21 protein-coding genes are annotated in these 18,312 nt (G+C 61.2%); 14 read left to right on the top strand and 7 right to left on the bottom strand.

Going from position 1 to position 18,312, the window contains the following annotated elements; translation table 11 throughout:
- Positions 1-34 precede the first annotated feature (34 nt).
- The 7 genes from JNB85_RS06995 to deoA are packed head-to-tail and all read left to right on the top strand — an operon-like array spanning position 35 to position 6,928.
- A complete protein-coding gene (locus JNB85_RS06995; protein ID WP_220333620.1) occupies positions 35-1,546 on the top strand; it encodes an ABC transporter ATP-binding protein in 1,512 nt (503 codons plus the stop codon).
- 7 nt (positions 1,547-1,553) lie between these two features.
- Complete coding sequence (locus JNB85_RS06990) at positions 1,554-2,657, top strand: ABC transporter permease (protein WP_220333619.1); 1,104 nt, start codon at positions 1,554-1,556, stop codon at positions 2,655-2,657.
- Positions 2,658-2,667: 10 nt separating this feature from the next.
- Complete coding sequence (locus JNB85_RS06985) at positions 2,668-3,639, top strand: ABC transporter permease (protein ID WP_220333618.1); 972 nt, start codon at positions 2,668-2,670, stop codon at positions 3,637-3,639.
- A gap of 1 nt (position 3,640) precedes the next feature.
- On the top strand, positions 3,641-4,030 hold the full coding sequence (locus tag JNB85_RS06980; protein WP_220333617.1) for a cytidine deaminase: 390 nt from the start codon (positions 3,641-3,643) through the stop codon (positions 4,028-4,030).
- Positions 4,027-4,821 (top strand): purine-nucleoside phosphorylase, encoded by a 795-nt coding sequence (locus JNB85_RS06975; protein ID WP_220333616.1) that lies wholly within the window; start codon positions 4,027-4,029, stop codon positions 4,819-4,821. The genes JNB85_RS06980 and JNB85_RS06975 overlap by 4 nt, the downstream gene beginning before the upstream one ends.
- A 21-nt stretch (positions 4,822-4,842) precedes the next feature.
- Complete coding sequence (gene deoC / locus JNB85_RS06970) at positions 4,843-5,619, top strand: deoxyribose-phosphate aldolase (RefSeq protein ID WP_220333615.1); 777 nt, start codon at positions 4,843-4,845, stop codon at positions 5,617-5,619.
- 1 nt (position 5,620) lies between these two features.
- Positions 5,621-6,928, top strand: a complete 1,308-nt coding sequence (deoA, locus tag JNB85_RS06965) for a thymidine phosphorylase (RefSeq protein WP_220333614.1) — start codon at positions 5,621-5,623, stop codon at positions 6,926-6,928.
- Positions 6,929-6,930: 2 nt separating this feature from the next.
- On the opposite strand, the gene JNB85_RS06960 is transcribed toward deoA, so the two are convergent.
- From JNB85_RS06960 to JNB85_RS06930, 7 genes are all read right to left on the bottom strand, one after another.
- Complete coding sequence (locus JNB85_RS06960; protein ID WP_220333613.1) at positions 6,931-7,497, bottom strand: TIGR02281 family clan AA aspartic protease; 567 nt, start codon at positions 7,495-7,497, stop codon at positions 6,931-6,933.
- A 125-nt stretch (positions 7,498-7,622) separates the two neighbouring features.
- Positions 7,623-8,252 carry a uracil phosphoribosyltransferase gene (upp, locus tag JNB85_RS06955; protein ID WP_220333743.1) on the bottom strand — a complete coding sequence of 210 codons (630 nt, stop codon included), beginning with the start codon at positions 8,250-8,252 and terminating at the stop codon, positions 7,623-7,625.
- A gap of 102 nt (positions 8,253-8,354) precedes the next feature.
- Positions 8,355-9,323 carry an adenosine deaminase gene (locus tag JNB85_RS06950; protein ID WP_220333612.1) on the bottom strand — a complete coding sequence of 323 codons (969 nt, stop codon included), beginning with the start codon at positions 9,321-9,323 and terminating at the stop codon, positions 8,355-8,357.
- Positions 9,320-10,540 carry a phosphopentomutase gene (locus tag JNB85_RS06945; RefSeq protein ID WP_220333611.1) on the bottom strand — a complete coding sequence of 407 codons (1,221 nt, stop codon included), beginning with the start codon at positions 10,538-10,540 and terminating at the stop codon, positions 9,320-9,322. The genes JNB85_RS06950 and JNB85_RS06945 overlap by 4 nt, the downstream gene beginning before the upstream one ends.
- A gap of 110 nt (positions 10,541-10,650) precedes the next feature.
- The gene (locus JNB85_RS06940) at positions 10,651-11,232 is read right to left on the bottom strand and encodes a TadE/TadG family type IV pilus assembly protein (RefSeq protein ID WP_220333742.1); all 582 of its coding nucleotides are present in this window, start codon (positions 11,230-11,232) and stop codon (positions 10,651-10,653) included.
- Positions 11,232-11,864: a TadE/TadG family type IV pilus assembly protein gene (locus JNB85_RS06935; protein WP_220333610.1), complete on the bottom strand. Its 633-nt coding sequence runs from the start codon at positions 11,862-11,864 to the stop codon at positions 11,232-11,234. The genes JNB85_RS06940 and JNB85_RS06935 overlap by 1 nt, the downstream gene beginning before the upstream one ends.
- 113 nt (positions 11,865-11,977) lie before the next feature.
- Positions 11,978-12,379, bottom strand: coding sequence for a pilus assembly protein N-terminal domain-containing protein (locus JNB85_RS06930; RefSeq protein WP_220333609.1), 402 nt, complete (start codon positions 12,377-12,379; stop codon positions 11,978-11,980).
- A gap of 393 nt (positions 12,380-12,772) precedes the next feature.
- On the opposite strand from JNB85_RS06930, the gene JNB85_RS06925 reads away from it, so the two are divergent.
- From JNB85_RS06925 to JNB85_RS06895, 7 genes are all read left to right on the top strand, one after another.
- Positions 12,773-12,961, top strand: coding sequence for a Flp family type IVb pilin (locus tag JNB85_RS06925; protein ID WP_220333608.1), 189 nt, complete (start codon positions 12,773-12,775; stop codon positions 12,959-12,961).
- A 46-nt stretch (positions 12,962-13,007) separates the two neighbouring features.
- Positions 13,008-13,196 carry a Flp family type IVb pilin gene (locus JNB85_RS06920; RefSeq protein ID WP_220333607.1) on the top strand — a complete coding sequence of 63 codons (189 nt, stop codon included), beginning with the start codon at positions 13,008-13,010 and terminating at the stop codon, positions 13,194-13,196.
- Between the two features lie 99 nt (positions 13,197-13,295).
- Positions 13,296-13,808: an A24 family peptidase gene (locus tag JNB85_RS06915; RefSeq protein WP_220333606.1), complete on the top strand. Its 513-nt coding sequence runs from the start codon at positions 13,296-13,298 to the stop codon at positions 13,806-13,808.
- Between the two features lie 111 nt (positions 13,809-13,919).
- Entirely contained in the window at positions 13,920-14,735 is an 816-nt protein-coding gene (gene cpaB / locus JNB85_RS06910; protein WP_220333605.1) for a Flp pilus assembly protein CpaB, read from the top strand.
- A gap of 5 nt (positions 14,736-14,740) precedes the next feature.
- Positions 14,741-16,252, top strand: coding sequence for a type II and III secretion system protein family protein (locus JNB85_RS06905; RefSeq protein WP_420852256.1), 1,512 nt, complete (start codon positions 14,741-14,743; stop codon positions 16,250-16,252).
- A complete protein-coding gene (locus JNB85_RS06900; protein ID WP_220333603.1) occupies positions 16,249-16,998 on the top strand; it encodes a CpaD family pilus assembly protein in 750 nt (249 codons plus the stop codon). The genes JNB85_RS06905 and JNB85_RS06900 overlap by 4 nt, the downstream gene beginning before the upstream one ends.
- A 17-nt stretch (positions 16,999-17,015) precedes the next feature.
- Positions 17,016-18,293: a CpaE/TadZ family protein gene (locus JNB85_RS06895; protein WP_220333602.1), complete on the top strand. Its 1,278-nt coding sequence runs from the start codon at positions 17,016-17,018 to the stop codon at positions 18,291-18,293.
- Positions 18,294-18,312 lie beyond the last annotated feature (19 nt).

The following is an 18,312-nucleotide window of genomic DNA, read 5'->3' as shown; positions in this document are numbered from 1 at the left end:
TCGCCATACGCCCTTTTCTTATTTGGAGCCTGCTGTGACAGACCAGCCTGCCATCGAACTTGTCGGCATCGACAAGAAATTCGGCGCCGTTCACGCCAACAAGGACATCAACCTGACCGTCGCCAAGGGCTCGATCCATGGCATTATCGGGGAAAACGGCGCTGGCAAATCGACCCTGATGTCCATCATCTACGGTTTTTACCAGGCCGACAGCGGCGAGATCCGCGTCAACGGCCAGCCGATCACCATCCGGGACAGCCAGGCAGCCATCGCCGCCGGCATCGGCATGGTGCACCAGCATTTCATGCTCGTCGATAATTTCACCGTGCTCGAAAACGTCATGCTCGGCGCCGAAGGCGGCGCGCTGCTGGCAAGAGGCGTTGCGTCCGCGCGCGCCGAGCTCAAGCGGCTGGAGACCGAATACGGCCTGGAGGTCAATCCGGACGCGCTGATCGAGCAGCTTCCGGTCGGCCTGCAGCAGCGTGTGGAAATCCTCAAAGCCATGTATCGCGGCGCCGAGATCCTGATCCTCGACGAGCCGACCGGCGTGCTGACCCCGGCCGAGGCCGATCACCTGTTCCGCATCCTCGGTGTGCTGCGCGACGAGGGCAAGACCGTCGTCCTGATCACCCACAAACTGCGCGAGATCATGGCGATCACCGATACCGTCTCCGTCATGCGCCGCGGCGAGATGGTCGCCACCCGCAAGACCAGCGAGACGACGGTCGAGGAACTTGCCGAACTCATGGTCGGCCGCCGCGTGCTCTTGCGCGTCCAGAAGGGCGAGGCGAAGCCCGCCGATGTCCTGCTGTCTGTCCGCAACCTGACGGTCAAGGACAACAGAGGCGTGACGATGGTCGACAACGTCTCCTTCGATGTCCGCGCCGGCGAGATCGTCGGCATTGCCGGTGTGGCCGGCAACGGCCAGTCCGAATTGCTGGAGGCAATTGCCGGCATCCGCAAGCCGGCATCGGGCGAGATCCTGCTCGACGGCCAGCCGATCGACAAGGCCGATCCGGCCCGTCTTCGCGAGCTCGGCCTCGCGCATATCCCCGAAGATCGCCACCACATGGGCCTGGTGCTGAAATTCGAAGAATATGAGAATTCCGTACTCGGCTATCACCACCGTCCTGAATACAGCCGTGGCCCGCTGCTCGATCTCGAAGCCATCCGCAAGGATGCAATGGAGAAGATCGAGAAATACGACATCCGCCCGCCGAACCCGCGCCTGAAGACGGCGAATTTTTCCGGCGGCAATCAGCAGAAGATCGTCGTCGCCCGCGAGATCGAGCGCGATCCGAAGATGCTGATCATCGGCCAGCCGACCCGCGGCGTCGATATCGGCGCCATCGAATTCATCCATCGCCGGATCATCGAGATGCGCGATGCGGGCAAGGCCATCCTGCTCGTCTCCGTCGAGCTCGACGAAATCCGCGCCCTTTCGGACCGTATCCTTGTCATGTTCGCCGGCCATATGGTCGGCGAGAAGACGCCCGATGCCGGTGAACAGACCCTCGGCCTGATGATGGCCGGCATTGCCGCGTGAGGCCTTAATGAGCACTGCTTCCGTAACCCTGCCGAGATGGATCAATTACGGTCTGATCCCTCTTTTGAACCTGGTCGTCGCCTTCCTGATATCAGGCTTCGTCGTCTGGCTGATCGGCGAAAGCCCGCTGGCCGCTCTCTCGCTGCTCATCGAGGGCGCCTTCGGCAGCGGCGAGGGCATCGGCTTCACGCTCTATTATGCGACGAGCTTCATTTTCACCGGCCTCTCCGTCGCCGTCGCCATCCATGCCGGCCTCTTCAACATCGGCTCGGAAGGCCAGGCCTATATCGGCGGCCTCGGCTGTGCGCTGGTGGCACTGTCGCTCGACAAATATGTGCCCTGGTATGTGACCATGCCGATCGCCGTCATCGGCGCCGGCCTTTTCGGCGCCGCCTGGGCCTTCATCCCAGCCTTCCTGCAGGCCAAGCGCGGCAGCCATATCGTCATCACGACGATCATGTTCAACTATATCGCCGCAGCACTCATGGTCTATCTGCTGGTGCATGTGCTGATCGTGCCTGGCAAGATGGCGCCGGAAACCCGCACCTTCCTCGAAGGCGGACAGCTTCCGAAACTCGGCTGGATCATGAGCCTGTTCGGAGCCAAGCTCGGTGCCGCGCCCTTCAACGTCTCCTTCATCATCGCCCTGTTTGCCGCCTGGTTCGTCTGGGTGCTGGTCTGGCGCAGCAAGCTCGGCTTCGATATGCGCACGCTGGGCATCAGCCCGACGGCTGCCGATTACGCCGGCACGCCCCGTGCGCGCATCATCATCATCGCCATGCTGCTCTCTGGCGCGCTGGCCGGCATGATGGCGCTGAACCCGGTCATGGGCTCGTCGGCCCGCCTGCAGGTGGAGTTCGTCGGCGGCGCCGGCTTCGTCGGCATCGCCGTATCGCTGATGGGCAGAAACCATCCGCTCGGCATCGTCTTCGCGGCGATCCTGTTCGGCGTCCTCTATCAGGGCGGCGACTGGATCTCCTTCGAAATGCCCAACATCACCCGCGAGATGATCCTCGTCATCCAGGGTCTGGTGATCCTGTTTGCCGGCGCGCTGGAATATATGTTCCGACCGGCGATGGTGCTTATCTACCAGCAGTTCAAGCGAGCCTGAGGAACAGACGATGGAATATTATGAGATTTTCATCAACGTCCTGAGCTCGACGATCCGGCTCTCCATTCCGCTGATCTTCACCGCACTTGCCGGCCTGTTTTCCGAACGCGCCGGCATTTTCGATATCGGCCTCGAAGGCAAGATGCTGGGCTCGGCCTTCGCCGCCGCCTGTGTGGCCTATCTCACCGGCTCGGCCTGGGCCGGCCTCGGCGCCGGCGTAGTCTGCTCGGTGGCGCTCAGCCTCGTGCATGGCTTTGCCTCGATCACCAATCGCGGCAACCAGATCATCTCGGGTGTCGCCATCAATTTCTTCATCGCTGGTATCACCATCGTGCTCGGCCAGGCCTGGTTCGGGCAGGGCGGCCGCACGCCGCAGCTGGCGCCGGAGGCCCGTTTCGCGCCGATCATCCTGCCGGGTGCCGATGCTATCCGCGATATACCGATCCTCGGCCCGCTCTACGCCAACGTCATCTCCGGCAACAATATCCTCACCTATCTTGCCTTCCTCGCCGTGCCCTTCTCCTGGTGGGTTCTCTACCGCACGCGTTTCGGCCTTCGCCTTCGCGCCGTCGGTGAAAATCCGGGCGCGGTCGATACGGCGGGCATTTCCGTCTCCTGGCTGCGCTACCGCGCCGTCATGTGCGCCGGCATCCTCTGCGGTTTCTCCGGCACCTATCTGGCGATTGCCCAGTCCGCCGCCTTCATCAAGGACATGTCGGCGGGCAAGGGCTATATCGCTCTCGCCGCCCTCGTCTTCGCCAAGTGGAAGCCGGTGCCCGTCATGTTCGCCTGCCTGCTCTTCGGCTTCCTCGATGCTCTTGCGAATTTCATGCAGGGCAAGGCGGTGCCGCTGATCGGCGAGGTGCCGGTACAGGTTTTCCAGGCGCTGCCCTATATTCTGACTTGCGTGCTGCTCGCCGGCTTCATCGGCGTCGCCATTCCGCCGAAGGCCGGCGGCGTGCCCTATGTGAAGGAGCGTTGATATGTCTCACGACCTGTTCGAAGCCGCGCGCGGCGCCATGGCCTTCGCGCACGCTCCCTATTCCAAGTTTCCGGTCGGTGCTGCGATCCGCGCCGAGGATGGCAGGGTCTATACTGGCGCCAATATCGAGAACCTTTCCTTCCCTCAAGGGTGGTGTGCCGAGCCGACGGCGATCGGCGCCATGATCATGGGCGGTGCGAAGAAGATCGTCGAAATGGCCGTCATCGCCGAAAAGCTGCCGCTCTGCCCGCCCTGTGGCGGCTGCCGGCAGAAGATCTCGGAATTCGCCGGCAAGGACACCAAGATCTACCTTTGCGACGAAACCGGCGTGAAGAAGACCATGACCATGGAAGAGCTTCTGCCCTTCAGCTTCGAAACGGAACTCGGATGATCGCGACCGTCGAACTGCTCGCGGCTCTGCTCGGCGGGCTCAAACCGCGCTACGGCATCGTCCTCGGCTCCGGCCTCGGCTCGCTCGTCAGCGAGCTTACGGATGCGGTGCGCATCCCCTACAAGGATCTGCCGGGCTTTCCGGTCAGCGCCGTCTCCGGTCATGCCGGAGAGGTCGTCGCCGGCCATCTCGGCTCGGTGCCGGTCATCATGCTCTCCGGCCGTGTCCACTATTACGAAAAGGGCGATGCCAACGCCATGCGGCTGCCGATCGAGGTATTGCAGGCTCTCGGCGTCGAGGTTCTGATCCTCACCAATTCGGCGGGCTCGCTGAAAGAGGACATGCCCCCCGGTTCCGTCATGCAGATCGCCGACCACATCAATTATTCCGGCACGAACCCGCTGATCGGCGAAGAGAGCGATCAGCGTTTCGTCGGCATGACCAGTGCTTATGACGCCGAGCTTTCGGCGGCCATGCGAGATGCCGCCAAGAAACTGGATATCCCGCTTGGCAGCGGCGTCTACATGTGGTTCTCCGGCCCGAGCTTCGAGACGCCGGCCGAGATCCGCATGGCCCGCATCCTCGGCGCCGACGCGGTCGGCATGTCGACCGTGCCTGAGGTCATCATCGCAAGAATGCTGGGCCTAAGGGTTGCGGCTGCCTCGGTGATCACCAACTATGGGGCTGGCATGACCGGAAACGAGCTCAGCCACGAAGAAACCAAGGATATGGCGCCGGTTGGCGGCGCCCGTCTTGCCGCTATACTCAAAGAAATGATTGCCGGAAGCTGATTGCCGGTGGAGGAAGCGAAAATGTACAGCCATTCCAGCCGGGAAACGGCCGCCGTCGCCCTTTCCCTTCTCGATCTCACCAATCTGAAGGACGATTGCACCCAGGAGCAGATCGACACGCTTTGCGCCCGCGCGCAGACACCCTATGGCAGCAGTGCGGCCATCTGCATCTGGCCGCGTTTCGTCGCCCATGCCCGCATCCTGCTCGGCAAGGGCCATCCGGTCCGTATCGCCACTGTCGTCAATTTTCCTTCAGGAGACATGGAAATCGCCGATGTCGCCGCCGAAACGCGTGAGGCGATCGCCGACGGCGCCGATGAGATCGATCTCGTCATTCCCTATCGCAAGCTGATGGCAGGCAACGAGAAAGCCGTCACCGACATGGTCGCGGCCATACGCGCCGAATGCGTTGCGCCTATCCTGCTGAAGGTCATCATCGAGACCGGCGAGCTGAAGGATGCCGCCCTTATCCGCCGTGCCTCGGAACTGGCGATCGAGGCGGGCGCCGATTTCATCAAAACCTCGACCGGCAAGGTTGCCGTCAACGCCACCCTGGAAGCCGCCGACATCATGATCCGCGCAATCAGGGAGAGCGGCCGCAAGGTGGGCTTCAAGCCGGCCGGCGGCATATCGACCGTTGCGGATGCTGCGCTTTATCTGAGCCTCGCCGAAACCATCATGACGCCGGACTGGGCGATGCCTTCCACCTTCCGTTTCGGCGCGTCCGGCCTGCTCGACAATATCCTTTCCGTCCTCAGCGGCACGGAGCCAAAGCCGGCGGCTGTCTCGAGCTATTGAGATGATCCCGCAGGAGATCATCCGCCAGAAGCGCAACGGCGCCGAACTGCCATCAGGCGATATCGACGCCTTCATCGCGGCGCTCGCGGCCGGTGACCTGTCTGAAGGCCAGATCGGCGCCTTTGCCATGGCCGTCTGGTTCAAGGGCATGTCGCGCACCGAAACCGTGGCGCTGACGCTTGCCATGGCGCGCTCCGGCGACATGCTCTCCTGGGACGGTATCGAGCGCCCGGTCGCCGACAAGCATTCGACCGGCGGCGTGGGCGACAACGTCTCGCTGATGCTCGCCCCGATCGCCGCCGCCTGCGGTCTCGCCGTGCCGATGATATCAGGCCGCGGCCTCGGCCACACCGGCGGCACGCTGGACAAGCTCGAATCCATTCCAGGCTATACGATCAATCCGGATGCCGCTCTCTTCCGCAAGGTGGTCAAAGAGGTCGGCTGCGCCATCATCGGCCCGACGGGCGCCTTGGCGCCGGCCGATGGCCGGCTCTATGCCGTACGCGACGTGACGGCGACCGTCGATTCCATCCCGCTCATCACAGCCTCGATCCTGTCGAAGAAGCTCGCGGCCGGCCTTCAGACGCTGGTGCTCGACGTCAAGACCGGCAACGGCGCTTTCATGGCCGATCCCGAGCAGGCAATCGTGCTCGCGCATTCGCTGGTCGAAGTCGCAAATGGCGCGGGCGTGAAGACATCTGCGCTGATCACCGACATGAACCAGCCGCTTGCCGATAGCGCCGGCAACGCCGTCGAAGTGCGCAACTGCCTGGATTTTCTGGCAGGCCGAAAGACCGGTACGCGCCTCGAAACGATCGTGCTTGCCTTCGCCGCCGAAATGCTCGTGCAGTCGGGGATCGCGGGTTCGCTCCTCGAGGCGGAGAGCAAGGCGCAGGATGTTCTCTCTTCCGGCAAAGCGGCGGAGATCTTTGCGCGCATGGTGCACATGCTCGGCGGGCCGGCCGATCTTCTGGAACGGCCGGATGCCTATCTGCGCAGGGCGCCCGTCGAGCGGCCTGTTCCGGCCTCGCGCAGCGGCTGGCTCGCAGCCTGCGACGCCCGCGACCTGGGCGTGAGCGTGATCGACCTTGGTGGCGGACGACGCCATCCGGCCGACAGGATCGACCACAGCGTCGGCTTCACCGGCCTGCTTCCGCTTGGAACGCATGTGCATGAGGGCGATCCGATAGCACTCGTTCACGCCGCAGATGAAGCATCGGCCGAAAGGGCCGTCGTCGCGCTTGCCGCAAACTATCGCATCGCCGACGAAAAGCCGGAGCTTCCACCTGTCATCGGCGGGCGTATCTGACTTTACTGCTTGAGGCTGAGAGAGCCGTCGGCGACGGAGTAGGAGGCAAGCTTCTGCAGGAAGCTCATGCCGACAAGCGTGCTGCTCAGCGCCTCGTCTTTCAGCACGAAGGCTTCGACGCTGCGAACGCGGATGCCGCCGATTTCCACGCGGTCGAGCATCACATGCGCCGCCTTGGTCTGGCCGTTCGCCGTATTCACGGCATAACGGAAATCGAGCTGGTTACCGGTAAATCCGAGCCTGCGGGCGAGGCTTTCGTTGAGTGCGACATAGGTGGCGCCGGTATCGATCAGCCCTTGCACGGGCTTGCCGTTGATCCTGAAATTGCCGGTATAATGGCCCTGGGCATCGGCCTGCAGGCGGATCATGCCGCCATCGGCGATCGTGGCGGGCGCATCAGATGCGCTATCCTCGGTCGAGACGAAATTTGCGGAGATCGTATTGCCGGGCTGCGTCGTGCGGGTGAGCAGAGAAGGCACCTGTGTCGCCAGCGCAGCCGCGATGCTGGCAAATATGACGGTACGCATGAGCATGAAACAGAAATCCTTCCTGTATAAACCCCGCCTCATGCGGGACCTCACGCTTAAACCAGCTAAGCCATAAGTGCTGAAAAGTTGCTAACGACGACATGAAAAGGCCCGGAACGAACCGCCCGGGCCTTCAAGTGCTTTCGAATTGGTAAAGGAAGCCGAAACTATTTGGTGCCATACATGCGGTCGCCGGCATCGCCGAGACCGGGCACGATATAGCCCTTCTCGTTCAGATGGCTATCGATCGCCGCCGTGAAGACCGGAACATCGGGATGCGCGGCGCGGAAGTTCTTGATGCCTTCCGGGGCGGCCAGCAGGCAGAGGAAGCGGATATTGTGCGCTCCGCGCTCCTTCAGCTTGTCGATGGCGGCAATCGAGGAGTTGCCGGTCGCAAGCATCGGGTCGACGACGATGATCAGGCGCTCGGCGACATCCTCAGGCGCCTTGAAGTAATATTCGACCGGCTGCAACGTCTCATGGTCGCGATAGACGCCGATGTGGGAAACGCGGGCGGAAGGCACCAGATCGAGCATGCCCTCCAGGAGCCCGTTGCCGGCGCGCAGGATGGAGGCGAAGACCAGCTTCTTGCCTTCCAGGATCGGCGCCTGCATCTCCTGGATCGGCGTTTCGATCGTCTCGATCGTCAGTTCCAGATCGCGCGTCACCTCATAGCAGAGGAGGGTCGAGATTTCGCGCAACAGCCGGCGAAAGCTGCCCGTCGAGGTTTCCTTGCGCCGCATGATGGTGAGTTTGTGCTGCACGAGCGGGTGATCGATGACTGTGACGCCGTCCATAGGGAAACCTTCCAATTCTTTGTTCTTATCGGCTGTTTCTTCCATGGAAATCGCCTCCACCGCAAGAGCGGAGACTGATTTGCCATTAATAACTCCGCGCCGTTAAAGTCGGGCGAGCAACGTCTTGCGCGTCTCTTCGTCGACGAAGGCCGCCTCGATGGCCGTCTGCGTCATAGCATCGATGTCGGCATCGCTGAAGCCGAAGGCCTGCGAGGCAAGCTCGTATTCCCGCTCGAGCGATGTGTGAAAGAAGGGCGGATCGTCGGAGCTGATCGTCACCTTCACCCCCGCATCCCGCAATCTGCGCAACGGATGCGATGCGAAATCCGGAAAGACCTTGAGCGCGATATTCGAGCCGGGGCAGACCTCCAGCACCGTGCCGAGATCGGCGAGCCGCTTGACGAGGTCGGCATCCTCGATTGCCCGCACGCCGTGGCCGATCCGCGAAGGGCGCACCGCGTCCAATGCGTCCGAAACGCTGAACGCGCCGCAGACTTCACCGGCATGGATGGTCAGGCCAAGCCCCGCATCGCGGGCGATGTCGAAGGCGCGCGCATAGTCGGCAACGCGGCCCATCCGCTCTTCGCCGGCAAGGTTGAAGCCGGTAATGACTGGATTATTGGCCTTTGCCGCATATTCCGCAGCGCCGATCACGCTTTCCGGCCCGAAATGCCGCTCCCCGGTCACGATCAGCCGCGCCTCGATGCCGCCTTTTTCCTTCGCCCGGCGGATGCCTTCGCACACACCTGATATATAGGCGTCCGCACCCAGCCCGATGCGCTTGCCGTGGTCGGGCGAAACGATGAGCTCGCTGTAGATCGTGCCGATGCCGGCAAGCCCGTCCAGATAGGTTTCAGTCAGCAGCGCATAATCCTCATCGGTCTTGTAGACCTTTGAAACCTGGTCGTAGCATTCCAGAAAACTTGCGAAGTCATGCCAGACATAGACGCCGTCCCGCAGATGGGCGCTGATGTCGACACCGTATTTGCGCGCCTGCGCCGCGGTCAGAGCAGGGGGCGCCGCACCCTCCAGATGGCAATGCAGCTCGACCTTCTTCAAATGCGATGTCACAGAAAATTCCTCCCGTGCGGGCCCGCGGGAATGCCGAGATGGCGCGCAACGCTTTCGCCGATATCGGCGTAGGTCCGGCGTATGCCGACCGAGCGCGACCGGATGCCGGGACCGTAAGCGATGACAGGCACGCGCTCGCGCGTATGGTCGGTGCCGCGCCAGGTCGGGTCGCAACCGTGATCGGCGGTGAGGATCACCAGATCGCCGGGCTGCAGCTTCCGGTGAACTTCAGTCAGACGCTCGTCGAAGGCTTCGAGGGCAGCCGCATAGCCGGCCACGTCTCGGCGATGGCCATACAGCATGTCGAAATCGACGAAATTGGTGAAGACGAGATCGCCATCCTCCGCCTCGTCGATTGCCGCAAGCGACGCATCCATCAGCGCGTCGTTGCCGTTTGCCTTGATGACCCGCGAAACGCCCTGATGGGCGAAGATATCGCCGATCTTGCCGACGGCATGCACATTGCGGCCATGCTGGACGAGCCGGTCGAGCAGCGTCGGTTCCGGCGGCGGCACCGAAAAGTCGCGGCGGTTGCCCGTTCTCTGGAAGGTCGCAGCACTCTGGCCGATGAAGGGCCGGGCGATGACGCGGCCAATATTGTAGGGATCGAGCAGGCCGCGGGCGATCTGGCAGAAGTTGAGCAGCCGGTCGAGGCCGAAATAGACCTCGTGCGCCGCCACCTGGAACACGGAATCCGAGGACGTGTAGCAGATCGGCTTGCCGCTGCGCATATGCTCTTCGCCGAAGCGGGCGATGATCTCGGTTCCCGAAGCGTGACAGTTGCCGAGAATGCCCGGCACGTCGGCTGCGCGGCAGAGCGCGTCGATCAGTTCCGGCGGAAAGGCATCGCTCTTATCAGGAAAATACCCCCAGTCGAAGGTAACAGGCGTTCCGGCTATTTCCCAATGACCTGACGGCGTGTCCTTGCCGCGCGAGGTTTCGCTGGCGGCGCCATAGACGCCGTAGATCTTGTCCGGCAGCGGCATCCCGGCCGGAAACTGTCCTGAAGCGGCCCGTGCAATATGCAATAGCCCAAGCGCCGACATGTTCGGAAGCGAAAGCGGCCCGGAACGCAGGCCGGCCCGGTCGGCAGCGCCCGCCGCACAGAATTCGGCGATATGGCCGAGCGTGTCGGCGCCCTCGTCGCCATAGGCTGCCGCATCCGGCGCCCCGCCGACACCGAAAGAATCCAAAACGAAGAGAAAGGCACGCGCCATTTTGCACCGTATGATCTGCTGTCGTCAGCGTATAGCCGGACGATCTGACTGGCGCCCAGCCATATAATGACGGGAACCGCTTGGCAAATTGAGGTGGAAGCGCTCGTGCTTTAGCAGTCGCCGCAGGGGATATCGTCGTTTTGCCGCTGGCGATAGAAATAGCTGCGGCTGATCGTGATGGTGCGCGTTTCCGCCGGCATGAAGTTGGGGGCAAAGACCAGCAGCGTATAGGGTGTGCTGACCTCGGCGCGGATGAGGAAGCTGTTTGCCTTCTTCATATCCGTCGGCACATCGGAAACCGTGCTGTTTTTGGCGTAGGGCGGCGCGCCGCTCGGCGCCCAGGACCAGAGAACTTTGGGATTGGCGCCGCCGTCGATCTGGATTGCGGTGACCTTCAACGAGAGACCGGAACTGTCATAAGGCGCGAAGATCGCCGGTGCGGCTTTGGCGATATCTGTGAGCGAGCTTTTGGTGACGCTCTGCTGCTGGGTGATGATATCGGCGATCGAGCCGGCAGCACGTGTCGTGCGCTTGCTGACGCTGAGCCCGATCGTGATCTCGAATGCGCCAAGATAGAGCATGATCAGAACCGGGAAGATGATTGCAAACTCGATGGCGCCCACGCCCTTCCGGTCGCGTGCAAAGCGCCGCGCCGTCGAAGCCAGCCATATCGGAAATGCCCGGCGCGCCATCATGGATACTGTTCGTTCTGGAAGGCCGCCGTCGCGACGATAAGATATTCGCTCGGCATGGAGCTACCGACAGGGCGAAGGCCGGTGACATACGGACGGACGAGATCGACGATGATGGACCAGCGATAATAGGCGCGCACCATGTTGATCGAGCCGGGGCCGCCGGGCGTGAATTTGAAATCCGAGACCTTCAGGTCTGAATATTTGTCCGAAGACACGCGCGGGATCGTCGTCGGGATCGAGGCAAAGGTCGTGAAGCTCCGCACATCCAGATAGAGCTTGCCGGGTGTCGCCGCCTCCGTCGCCGAGCAGCGGATGATGATCGAGATTTCGTCGCAGAAGGCCTGCCGGAACTGGGTCTGCGTCTTATAGGTCGGACGCGCGGGATCTATGAAGGTGATCTGCCCGGTTCGCATCTGGCGGCTCAGCGTATCGACGGCGTTCGAGACGAGCTCTTCCGCTGTAAAGGCAATGAAGGTTTCCAGGATGGCGAATATGACGACGAAATAAGGAATGGCCAGCAACGCGAATTCGATCGCGGCGGAGCCGTCGCGCGAGCGTGCCAGGGCGCGAAGTCTGGATAAACGCAGCGACGCACGCACCTTGCCCGTCTCCTGCTCACGGATTGCCATAGTCTGGCCTCGAAAATGTTCTTCGGGTGCCACACTAGGGTGTGTTCGTTGATTTTCCGTTTCAGGTCGGAGCAGCTATTTTAACGAATGGGCGTGAGCTTCATGGATATCGCTTAGTTTGCGGAAGCGGCATCGCCCTGCTGCGAATGCTGCTCGCAATTGGGCGTGCAGGATAAAACCGAGCGTTCCGTCTGGCGATAGACGCGCACCGTATTGCCTTCATCGATGGAGACGAGAATGCGTTCGTCCAGAATGGCGTTGCCGGCGCCGTCGAGCAGCACGATATTGGTCGTGCCGAAGGCCCGGCCCGTCAGCACGATCGTCTTGGCGTCGGCAACCGTCGCATCGGCGACCTTGGCGTTGCCGACGATGACCTTGCTGACCGGCCGGTCCAGTTTCAGAACGCGCGCGTGATCCATATAGACGCGCAGCATGTCTTCCTGGGCGGAAGCTGTGGATGCCGTAAGAGCCGCAATCGCCCAGGCAAAGAAAACGGTCTTGCCGTTCGATGGCATTTTGGCCCTCTTTCACGATCGCAATGCAGATTGCAGATAGAATGGGAAAAAATGGTGAACGAAGCTTTAAGCCTCTCATGCCATGTTCATCATGACACGCATTGGGTCGTTTCGGTACGCGCCGATGAGGCATAAAATCGACGGACAGAAGAAATTCGTATCAGTTCTGGACGATTGGAAGCTATTATTCCGCATTTCTTCCGGAAATTCATTAAGAACCTAAGCAATTCTGCAATGAATTACTTACCCCGACTGGGGCGGGTTGTCCCATTTACATTTCGTTAACGTATTTCATTAAGTCGATGGAAACGGCCATTCGCTAGGTTACGGCCATCCGATCAACGGCAAACAGTTGGCGGACGTGCTGAACATCAACTGGAGTTAGAGGTAACCATGACCAAGCTTTTTAGCCGTTTTCTGAAGGATGAATCCGGCGCGACCGCAATCGAATACGGCCTGATCGCCGCCCTCATTTCCGTAGCCCTCGTTGCCGGCGCCACCACGCTCGGCAACAAGCTTAACGCTACGTTCGCTGGACTTGGCACAAAGCTGTCCGATGCTACGGCGAAGACGGCCCCTTAATAGCTGCGGCGCAGCTCTGGTCAGAACATCAACTGGAGTTAGGGTCATGAAAAGACTTTTTAGCCGTTTCTTGAAAGATGAATCCGGCGCGACTGCAATCGAATACGGCCTGATCGCCGCCCTCATTTCCGTAGCTCTCGTTGCTGGCGCCACCACGCTCGGCACCAAGCTTAACGACACATTCGGCGAGCTCGGTCTAAAACTGACTAATGCCACGACGAAAACCACTCCGTAATAACTGGAGCATATCTCTAGTTCACAGCGATCAGGCTCACGAGCGAACGCCGTGAGCCTGTTTGTTTTGGGCAGATGAGAACTTGGGGTAGGTGAGAAGATGATAGTAGCCGCAATCCTTCTGGTTTTTCCGCTCTGCCTTGCTTTTGCGGCCATATCCGATCTGTTGACGATGACGATCCCGAACAGAGTTTCGTTGATCCTGGTAACTTCATTCGCCGTACTGGCGCCATTGAGCGGCATGACTCTCCCGGTAATCGGAATGCACGCGCTTGGTGGCGCCATCGTCTTCGGCATTTGCTTTGCACTATTTGCGCTTAATGTGATGGGCGGTGGAGATGCGAAACTTCTGAGCGCGGCCGCGATCTGGTTCGGTTACGATCCCGCTCTGTTGTCTTTTCTGGTGTATGTCAGCGTCATCGGCGGCTTGGTTACGCTGGCGATCCTGATGATCCGGTCACAGGCAGATACGATATTGGCAATCGGCCTTCCCATTCCCAATTCGCTCCTGCTTGCGAAGAAAATTCCCTATGGCATTGCCATCGCCATCGGCGGCTTCCTGGCCTTCCCGTCCTCGCCGCTCTTCGTCGCAGCGCTGGAAAGCCTGAAATAGGGCCATTTTAATTGGTCGTTAACTTAAAATGTAAGTGTTCCATTAACTATAATTATACCAATTCCTGAGCATTCTGCGGGGCGAACGCGTTGCGCCCCGAGGGAATGATCAATGAAACCGGCCCGCCTTATTATTCTAGCTGTCGCCGTGGTGGCAGCCGGCCTTGCCGGTGTTCTCGCGATGAACATGGCCGGTAGTGGCGGGGTGGTGACGAGAGTCCAATCCGTTATCGAAAAGGAGCCGACCGTCAACGTGCTGGTCTCCAGCGCCAATCTTCCGGTTGGCGCGCGGCTGGATGAGAAGGCAGTGCACTGGATGCCTTGGCCGCAAAGCGGCCTCGTCCAGGGTTTCATCACCGAGACCGACCGGCCGGACGCGATCAAGGATCTGCAGGGCGCGGTCGTGCGCCTTCCGGTCTTCGAAGGAGAGCCGATCCGTCCGGAAAAGGTCGCCGACTCCAACAGCCGTATCCTGTCCTCGCTGCTGCCTGCCGGCAAGCGCGCCGTCGCGACGGAAATCTCCGTGGCGACCGGCGCCGGCGGCTTCATCCTCCCCAATGACCGCGTCGACGTCATCATGGTGCGCAAAGGGCAGAACACGGACAAATACATAACCGAAACGGTGCTCAGCAATATCCGCGTCCTCGCCATCGACCAGCAGATCGAGGAAAAGGAAGACGGCACCAAGACGGCAGTCGGCACGACCGCAACGCTGGAGCTGACCCCCGACCAGACCAAGGTCATGGCCGTCGCCCAGCAGATGGCCGATCGCCTCTCGCTCGCCTTGCGCTCCGTCGCCGATGCGCAGGAACAGGACACCAGCGCGGCAGACTATCTGCTGAGCGGCGATAACGGCAGTGCAATCGTCCAGGTCATCAAGTCCGGCTCCATCGTCACGGATGCCACCGGCTCAGTGAAGCCGGAGTAAGGGAAATGCAGATGGGCAACTCAAAACAGCGCACCAGGCTTTTCCTGACCGGCTGCCTTTCCCTGGCAATGGCTGCCGCCGGCATCACGCCGCTCTCCTTCATCGAATCCTCGGGCATCGAGCGGGCCAATGCCGCGTCGGAAAGCCTCATCCGCATATCGCAAAGCGGCCCCGGAGCGCATCGTCGCGTGAAGCTCGGTCTCAACAAGGCCGTCGTCGTCGATCTGCCTGAAGACGCACACGATATTCTCGTTTCCGATCCGATCATGGCCGATGCCGTGACCCGCACCTCGCGGCGCATATATTTGTTCGGCAAGAAGGTCGGGCAGACCAACATCTTCGTCTTCGGTGCCAGCGGCGAAGAGGTCGTCAGCCTCGATGTCGAGGTCGAGCGCGACGTCTCCGGTCTCGAGGCCAATCTGCGCCGCTTCATCCCGGACTCCGCCATCAAGGTTGAGATCGTTTCCGACAATATCATACTGACCGGCACTGTTCGCACGCCACAGGATGCGACCCAGGCAGCATCGCTCGCCAAGGCATTCCTGAAAGGCGGCGAGGCCACGACGCGCGAAAGAAGCATTTCCGGCAGCGGTGGAGACAATGCGGTCGCGCTGTTTGCAGAAGGCCGTCAGGAGTCCCAGGTCGTCAACCTCCTGCAGATCCAGGGCGAAGACCAGGTCACGCTCAAGGTCACGATCGCCGAGGTTCGTCGTGAAATCCTGAAACAGCTCGGCTTCGACAATCTCGTCACCAATTCCTCCGGCATGACGGTCGCCCAACTCGGCAGCCCATCGGCCGATAGCGCCACATCCGTCGTCGGCGGCGGGCTTGCCGCGCTCTTCAAGAACTCGATCGGTAAATACGATATTTCGACCTATCTGAATGCACTGGAACAGGGCAAGGTCGTCCGCACGCTGGCCGAACCGACATTGACTGCGATCTCCGGCCAGGCCGCAACCTTCAATTCCGGCGGCCAGGTTCTGTACTCGACGACGGACAACCAGGGCAACGTCACCGTCGTTCCCTATAATTACGGTATCAATCTGGCCTTCAAGCCGGTGGTCCTTTCGTCCGGCCGCATCGCCCTCGAGATCAAGACCAATGTCTCGGAGCCGGCGCCGTCGGTATCGGGTTCGTCGCCGACCTATCAACGCCGCTCCGCCGAAACCTCGGTCGAGCTTCCCTCCGGTGGATCGATCGCACTGGCCGGCCTCATCCGCGACAACATCTCCCAGACGATGAACGGCACGCCTGGTGTCTCGAAGATCCCGCTCCTCGGCACGCTGTTCCGCCAGAAGGGGGTCGAGCGCCAGGAAACGGAACTCGTCATCATCGCGACGCCCTATCTGGTGCGTCCGGTGGCGCGCAATCAGCTTAATCGGCCGGATGACAATTTCAGCCCGGAAAACGATGCCTCCGCCTTCTTCATGAACCGCGTCAACAAGGTTTACGGCAGCCGCGAGGCGCCGGTCGCCGATGCGCAGTTCCACGGTTCCATCGGGTTTATCTACAAATGAGCGGGGCACGGTCTGAACCGATGAAAACGAACAGAGATCAGGCGATGGCCCATTCGAATCCGCGGTCCCGCACCGCAAAGCCCCTGCTCGTGGCCGCATCACTCGCCGTTGCAATTCTTTCCGGCTGCGCCGGCCCTCGCGATCAACTGACGACCGGCGGTATTCCTGATGATTACCGGGAGCGCCATCCCATCGTCGTCGCGGAAACCGAGCAGACGGTAGATATTCCCGTCGCCTCTACGGATCGCCGCCTGACGATCGCCCAGCGCGAGCTTATCCGTGGCTTTGCAACCAATTACGTGTCGCGTGCCTCCGGCCCGGTCTATATCCTGTCCCCTGAGGGTTCGGCAAATGCAGGAGCGGCCCGCGCCCTGCGCAGCCAGGTTCGCGCCGAACTTGCTTCGCGCGGCATCGCCAGCAACAAGATCATCAACACGACTTACGCGGCGACCGGGCTTCTGGATGCCGCGCCGATACGCCTGAGCTTCACCGGCATGACGGCGGTAACGACCCGGTGCGGTCAGTGGCCGAAGGATATCTCGGCCGACTTCACGAACCAGAATTACTACAATTTCGGCTGCGCCTCGCAGAACAACCTCGCCGCCCAGGTCGCCAATCCGGAAGATTTCGTCGCTCCACGCGGCATGACCCCGATCGATGCGGAGCGGCGCAACGAGGCGATCAAGGAATACCGGACGACGACGTCCACGATCGAGGAAATCGATTCCGGCCAGACCGGTTTCTGATCAGACGGAATGGAACGATGAGCACCGTCGACTACGAGATCAAGAATACCAGCGAACTCCGCCACGCCGAAGAGGCGATGCGCATGGGCGAGCTGGAAAACATGCGGCCGCTGCCGCGCATCTCCGTTCATGCCTTCTGCGAAAGCGAAGAACTGCAGCGGGTGATGGAGCGCTGCGCCAACGACCGGCGCATGTCGAAAGTCAGTCTGCGCATCACCAGCGGCGGCACGGCTGCTGCTGCGAACATGTTCTCAGGCGCACCGACGCCGAACCTGATTATCCTTGAAACCCGGGCGAGCCCGGCCAATCTGCTCGCCGAATTGGCTCCGCTCGCTGCCGTCTGCGATCCCTCGACCAAGGTCGTCATCGTCGGCTACCACAACGATATCGGTCTCTACCGCGATCTGATCCGCAACGGCATTTCCGAATACATCGTCCAACCCGTCGCCATGCCCGATATCATGGGCGCAATGGCGGCGATCTTCGTCGATCCCGAGGCCGAGCCGCTCGGCCGCAGCATCGCCTTTATCGGCGCCAAGGGCGGGGTCGGCGCATCGACCGTCGCGCACAATTGCGCCTTCGGCATCTCGAACCTCTTCTCGACCGAAACGATCCTTGCCGATCTCGACCTGCCCTACGGCACGGCGAATATCGACTTCGATCAGGATCCGGCCCAGGGCATCGCCGAGGCCGTCTTTGCGCCGGAGCGGCTTGACGAAGTCTTCCTCGACCGCCTGCTGACCAAATGCTCCGAGCATCTTTCGCTGCTGGCCGCCCCGTCGCTTCTCGACCGAGCCTATGATTTCGAGGGTCACGCTTTCCAGCCGGTGATGGATGTACTGCAGCGCAGCGCGCCCGTAACGGTGCTCGACGTTCCGCATGCCTGGTCGGACTGGACCCGTTCGGTGCTGTCGAATGCCGACGAAGTGGTTATTTGCGCGGTTCCCGATCTCGCCAACCTGCGCAACGCCAAGAACATGCTCGATGCGCTGCGCAAGATGCGCCCGAACGACAAGGTACCGCATCTCATTCTCAATCAGGTCGGCATGCCGAAGCGGCCGGAGATCTCGGTATCCGATTTCTGCGAGCCGCTGGAAGTCGAACCGATTGCCATCATTCCCTTCGATATCGGCCTCTTCGGCAACGCCGCCAACAGTGGGCGGATGATTTCCGAGGTCGATCCGAAGTCTCCGACATCGGAGACATTTTCGCAGATATCGCACATTGTTACCGGCCGCGTGGCGATCAGGAAACCCAGGAAGGGCGGCCTTCTCGGCCTTCTGAAACGCAAGTGAACGAGTAGAATTGGAACGG

Source organism: Rhizobium mesosinicum (assembly GCF_019511345.1).
GTDB classification, from domain to species: domain Bacteria; phylum Pseudomonadota; class Alphaproteobacteria; order Rhizobiales; family Rhizobiaceae; genus Rhizobium; species Rhizobium mesosinicum.
Note: the sequence above shows the minus strand (reverse complement) of the source record. Positions and strands in the feature narration are given on the sequence as shown.